This window comes from Pseudomonas sp. (genome assembly GCF_050739995.1).
GTDB lineage: Bacteria > Pseudomonadota > Gammaproteobacteria > Pseudomonadales > Pseudomonadaceae > Aquipseudomonas.
This window is the reverse complement of the sequence record NZ_JBOICG010000468.1, coordinates 1-5643: the sequence shown is the minus strand read 5'-3', so window position 1 is coordinate 5643 and position 5643 is coordinate 1. Positions and strand designations below refer to the sequence as shown.

At 57.0% G+C, this 5643-nt stretch carries 6 protein-coding genes and 1 pseudogene; 4 read left to right on the top strand and 3 right to left on the bottom strand.

Annotated elements, in window-relative coordinates:
* Together ACRESD_RS15515 and ACRESD_RS15510 are read left to right on the top strand one after the other, a co-directional pair.
* Window positions 1-232 (top strand): annotated as a pseudogene (locus ACRESD_RS15515) (hypothetical protein); the annotation flags it as partial.
* 316 nt (window positions 233-548) lie between these two features.
* The gene (locus ACRESD_RS15510) at window positions 549-911 is read left to right on the top strand and encodes a hypothetical protein (RefSeq protein ID WP_431751727.1); all 363 of its coding nucleotides are present in this window, start codon (window positions 549-551) and stop codon (window positions 909-911) included.
* 70 nt (window positions 912-981) lie between these two features.
* Here ACRESD_RS15510 and hemB read toward each other — a convergent pair whose 3' ends face one another.
* The 3 genes from hemB to ACRESD_RS15495 form a co-directional block, all read right to left on the bottom strand.
* A complete protein-coding gene (hemB, locus tag ACRESD_RS15505) occupies window positions 982-1956 on the bottom strand; it encodes a porphobilinogen synthase (protein ID WP_431751726.1) in 975 nt (324 codons plus the stop codon).
* Window positions 1957-2077: 121 nt separating this feature from the next.
* Window positions 2078-2920: a PhzF family phenazine biosynthesis protein gene (locus ACRESD_RS15500; protein WP_431751725.1), complete on the bottom strand. Its 843-nt coding sequence runs from the start codon at window positions 2918-2920 to the stop codon at window positions 2078-2080.
* 3 nt (window positions 2921-2923) lie between these two features.
* Window positions 2924-3622, bottom strand: a complete 699-nt coding sequence (locus tag ACRESD_RS15495) for a glutathione S-transferase N-terminal domain-containing protein (protein WP_431751724.1) — start codon at window positions 3620-3622, stop codon at window positions 2924-2926.
* Window positions 3623-3787: 165 nt separating this feature from the next.
* On the opposite strand from ACRESD_RS15495, the gene ACRESD_RS15490 reads away from it, so the two are divergent.
* Both ACRESD_RS15490 and ACRESD_RS15485 read left to right on the top strand, forming a co-directional pair.
* Entirely contained in the window at window positions 3788-4489 is a 702-nt protein-coding gene (locus ACRESD_RS15490) for a histidine phosphatase family protein (RefSeq protein WP_431751723.1), read from the top strand.
* 44 nt (window positions 4490-4533) lie between these two features.
* Window positions 4534-5589 (top strand): permease, encoded by a 1056-nt coding sequence (locus ACRESD_RS15485; RefSeq protein WP_431751722.1) that lies wholly within the window; start codon window positions 4534-4536, stop codon window positions 5587-5589.
* Window positions 5590-5643 lie beyond the last annotated feature (54 nt).

Genomic DNA, 5643 nt, shown 5'->3' with positions numbered 1-5643 from the left:
AAAAAAAACAGAGTACAACCCTAATTTCTGGAGTGAGATAGAAAACCACATTCACAAAAAAGACCTGACTTTTCTAGTTTTCGATTCATGGTACAGAGCTTGGAAAATCAGTAATGCGCGAGACATTTCCTCCATCTTGGGTGAAACAACTGGATATCCATTCTGGGTAACCGATAACAAGCTCACATTTCTAGTACACATGGACGACCATGACTGCATAATCTGGGCTTGAATGTTGTGTACTGCAAATGAAAACAGGGAGCACCTTAATTTGCAGCGAATATGGAACAACCAAATAAATCTGCCACCTTTTCGCTACCTGCTGCAACACACTACCTGAGCCATAGAGATCAGTTGAATTCAATATATCGAGCACAGCTAATATTTAGAAGAAGCGGGCATGCTGCATCATTAGAACCAATGGACATGGGGAAAATTATTGGCGAGGGATATTCCAGTCGAGACCTGAGATATAGCCAACAACGCAAAGCACGAGTAATACTAGATAGAGATGGAAAACCAAAAACAGCTTATACCGAGTGATGAATATGAAAAAAAATCCAAGCATGGAAATAATTCGCGGTTTATTGTTCACATACGACATTGAGAACACAGATGATTTGGAGAGAGAACGCTTCATCTCATCAAAAAACATAAACAATGAATATGAACTTATTGCGCTTTTTGACGAACTGACCAAGCCAGAGTTTTTATCTTACACAGAGCCAGAGCAAAAGTGGTTCATTGATTCAATAGAACACTACCTATCTATTGATGATGACTTCGACGAAGTATTTAAAAAAATGGAAACTTATTTCAGCGAACCTATTGTTAATCAGCGAATTTTCATGAAAATTCTTTTGAATCGTCTAAAACAATACATGCTCCCTCTCAAAGACCAATCAAATTGATAGGACCGCGACCACTATCCCCCCTGTGAAGAGCAAGCTTACTGACCCTCCACAGGGTTTCACGAAGCGCTTAGATCCCCGCCAACGCCAAATCCATCGCAAAATACGTAAAAATCAAATCCGCCCCCGCACGCTTGATCGACCCCAGCGTCTCCCGCACCACTCGCGCCTCATCAATCGCCCCGGCTTGCGCACCAAACTTGATCATCGCGTACTCGCCACTCACTTGGTACGCCGCCACTGGCAGGTGCGAGGCTTCGCGGATGTCGCGGATGATGTCGAGGTAAGCGCCAGCCGGTTTGACCATCAGGGCGTCCGCGCCTTCCTGTTCGTCGAGCAGGGATTCGCGTATGGCTTCGCGGCGGTTCATCGGGTTCATCTGGTAGCTTTTACGGTCGCCCTTGAGCGCGCTGCCGCCAGCTTCGCGGAACGGGCCGTAGAGGGCCGAGGCGAATTTGGTGGAGTAGGCCATGATCGGGATATGGGTGAAACCGGCATCATCCAGGGCGCGGCGGATCGCCTGGACCTGGCCGTCCATCGCCGCGGACGGTGCGATCACGTCTGCACCGGCGCGGGCGGCGGCCACGGCTTGCTTGCCGAGGTTGATCAGGGTGGCGTCGTTGTCGACGTGGGAACCATGCATCACGCCGCAGTGGCCGTGGTCGGTGTATTCACAGAAGCAGGTGTCGGACATCACGATCATTTCCGGCACGGCGTCCTTGATAGTCGAAGACATGCGCGCAACCAGGCCGCGCTCCTTCCAGGTGTCGCTGCCATTGGCATCCAAGTGGTGGGACACGCCGAAAGTCATCACCGACTTGATCCCGGCACGCGCAAAACGCTCGATTTCACTGGCCAGTTTTTTCTCGGGGATACGCATCACGCCAGGCATGCTGGTGATCGGCACGAAGTCGTCGATTTCTTCTTCGACAAAAATCGGCAGCACCAGGTCGTTGAGGGTGAATTCGGTTTCCTGGAACAAACCGCGCAGCTCCGGGGAGCGACGCAGGCGACGTGGGCGGGCTTGAGGGAACTGGCTGGTCATGATTTTCCTGAAAACAGTAGAGGCGAAAATAGTTGGGGCGAAAGCTTATGCCCGCAATCCCCGGCAGTACAAACACCAACGGGCGAACAGTGTATTGCGCGACTCGTAACAATTCATTGATCTAGAGTTGTACCCGCCCCTCGATACACGCTGTTACTGCGCCGCCAACCCAGATTTCATCGCCGCTGCGTTCGACATGAATACGCCCTGCTCGGCCGATCGCCGTGCCTTGGCTGACCACGTAACGCTCGGGCGCCAGGCCTTCAGCCAGCAGCCATTGAGCGACACCGGCATTCAAGCTACCGGTGGCGGGGTCTTCCGGGGCGCCGTCACCGGCGATGAAGGCGCGCACTTCAAATTGCGTGTCTACGTCATCACGTTCCGGGTCACAGGGTGCGATCACACCTACGACCAAACCCTGCAGTTGCGCGTAGTCCGGTTGCAAAGCCAGTACTTGGTCGCGTTCAGCCAGCATTACCGCCATCCATCCCGCGCCATTGTCGACCCACTGGCTGCGCACAATCGCCTCGGCGGTCAAGCCCAACCCCAGGCGCACGCGCTCCAACAAAGCGGCTTCGACCGAACCGGAGCGCAACAACGGAGGGGCAATGAACGCCAATTCATCAGCTTGACGTCGTATACGCACCAGGCCAATTTCGCACTCCTGGATAATCTCTTCGCCTTTCGGGATGCCCCCCGCTTGCAGCCAGGCGTGGCAACTCCCCAAGGTGGGGTGCCCGGCAAACGGCAGTTCAGTCAGAGTGGTGAAGATTCTTACCCGGTAATCGGCCCGCGCATCACGCGGTTCCAGCAAAAAAGTGGTTTCGCTGAGGTTGGTCCAGTTGGCAAAGTCCGCCATCTGCCGGTCGCTGAGGCTGTCAGCGCCCAGCACCACTGCCAGCGGGTTGCCTTTGAGCGGTACGCGGCTGAATACGTCGAGTTGCATGAAATCGAAAGTCGGCATGCTTCAGCTCGGAATGTTCAAGCCACGGATCACCGCCGGACGAGCCACAAAGCCGTCCAAGGCACGCAGTACGTTAGGGAAATCGGCAATCCCCACCAGGTCGCCGGCTTCATAGAAGCCGATCAAGTTACGAACCCACGGAAAGGTGGCGATATCGGCAATGCTGTAGTCATCGCCCATGATCCAGGTGCGGCCCAGCAAGCGTTTTTCCAGCACCTCCAGCAAACGCCGGGACTCGGCGACATAGCGGTCACGCGGACGCTTGTCCTCATATGCCTTGCCGGCGAACTTGTTGAAGAACCCCACCTGGCCGAACATCGGGCCGATACCGGCCATCTGGAACATCAGCCATTGGATCGTTTCGTAACGGGTGGCCGGGTCTTCGGAGAGCAGTTGGCTGGTCTTTTCCGCGAGGTAAATCAGGATCGCGCCAGATTCGAACAACGCCAGCGGCTGGCCGCTCGGGCCATTGGGGTCGATGATCGCGGGGATCTTGTTGTTGGGGTTCAGGGACATGAACTCGGGGGACAGTTGGTCCTGGGTCTCGAAACTGACCTTGTGCGCCTCATACGGCAAACCCAGCTCTTCAAGCATGATCGACACTTTGACGCCGTTGGGCGTGGGCAACGAATACAACTGCAAACGCTCCGGGTGCTGGGCGGGCCATTTGCTGTTGATTGGGAAAGCGGCGAGTGCGTTCATCGGAAAACTCCCAGGCTGAAAGCCCCCATCATAGTCACCTGGGCCCCTTCCTGCATGGGTCATCATTACGCAACATAGCCACGCTAGGCTGCCGCGCAGGCGAACCAAAGCGCCAACGTGCACTCTTACGTGCGCCAAAACGGTGAAAGCAGACTCGAACCCATAATGACAATCCCACCTCTGTTCCTTGCGCAACGACTCAAACGCTATACCTACCTGATGCCATCACTGCTGTTACTCGGCGGTGCAATCGGCCTGGCCCTCGAATCCCCTTTCACCAACGCCGAACCGGTGGATGGCGTGCAAACCCTGGTGTTCCTGCGCCATGGTGAAAAGCCTGCGGGCGGCCTGGGCCAGCTCAACTGCCAGGGACTCAACCGTGCGATGAACCTGGCTACGGTACTGCCGGAAAAATTCGGTAAGGCCAACTACATATTTGCCTCCAACCCGACGCGCAATGTCGAGGAAGGTGAGCATGACAACTCCTACAGCTACATCCGTCCGCTGATGACCATCGGCCCCAGCGCCATCAAGCTCGGCCTGCCGGTGAACATCAACTTCTCGGCCAACGACACCAGCGCCCTGGCCGACGAACTGGTGGAGGACAAGTACCACAACGCGGTTATCTACACCGCGTGGTCCCACGGTTATCTGCCGGAGCTGATCAACAAGGTGGCCAGTGAGGCCTCAGGTGAAAAGCACACCCTCACCCATGACTGGTCCGGCAGCGACTACGACACCTTGTATGTGCTGACACTGACCTGGCATAACGGCAAGGCGTCCCTGCTGAGCCGCAACTACAAACAGGGCTTGAACAACGGCCAGCAGACCTGCCCGGCTGCAACACAGGTGAGTGCTGATATCTGAGGGCGTATGATGCACCGCTATTGACTCACCTGCGGATCATCACCATGCCCAACCTCACGTCCACCCAGCCCGTCCGGGGCTGGTCCTTCTGGTGGAAACCCGCCCTGTTCCTGTTGGTCGCCTGCGTCGGCCTGTACTACGTGAAGTGGTCGCCCTACTACTTCAAGGCCTTCGTGGCAGCGGATAACCACAGCATTGGTGCCTCGATTCTCAACGATCAACAAACAGCGCCCCTGACGGCAGCGCTGGCGTATGCCCAGGTGTATTTCCTGGCGATCTGGAAGGCTGCGGTGCTGGCGGTGATTCTCGGTTCGCTGCTGCAAGTGCTGATCCCCCGCGACTGGCTGCTGCGCCTGTTTGGTCGGGCCGGGCTGGGCTCCACCCTGCGCGGCGGGCTGTTCGCCTTGCCTGGGATGATGTGCAGTTGTTGCGCGGCGCCGGTGGCGGCGGGCATGCGTCGTCAGCAGGTCTCGGTGGGTGCTGCGTTGGCGTTCTGGATCGCCAACCCAGTACTGAACCCGGCCACGCTGGTGTTCATGGGCTTTGTGCTGGGCTGGGGTTTTACGGCGTTGCGCTTGGTGGCGGGGATTGTGCTGGTGGTGGGTGTGTCACTGGTGGCCCAGCGTATTGCACGCCCGGAGCAAGTGCCGGAGGCGGCACTGGGGGCGGTGGCAGAGGTCAGCGTTGTCGAATCACAGCCGTTCCTGAGCCGCTGGCTGCGTACCCTGTGGCAATTGTTCTGGAGCACCATCCCGGTCTACATCCTGGCGGTGCTGATCCTGGGCGCGGCGCGGGTGTGGCTGTTTCCCCATGTGGATGGGGCCATGGCCAACAGCCTGCTCTGGTTGGTGCCTTTGGCGATTGTCGGCACTTTGTTCGTGATTCCGACCGCCGCCGAGATCCCGATCGTACAGACCATGATGACCCTGGGCATGGGCACCGGCCCGGCCGTGGCCTTGCTGATGACCTTGCCGAGCGTGAGCCTGCCGTCACTGCTGATGCTGCGCAAGGACTTCGATGCGCGGGTGCTGGTGACGGTGGCCGGGTTGACCATGCTAGTGGGCGTGGTGTGTGGGTTGATCGGGGCAGTCATCCTCTAGTGATTCTCAGAAACTGATGACCCTATCGCGGGCAAGCCCGCTCCCACATTTGAC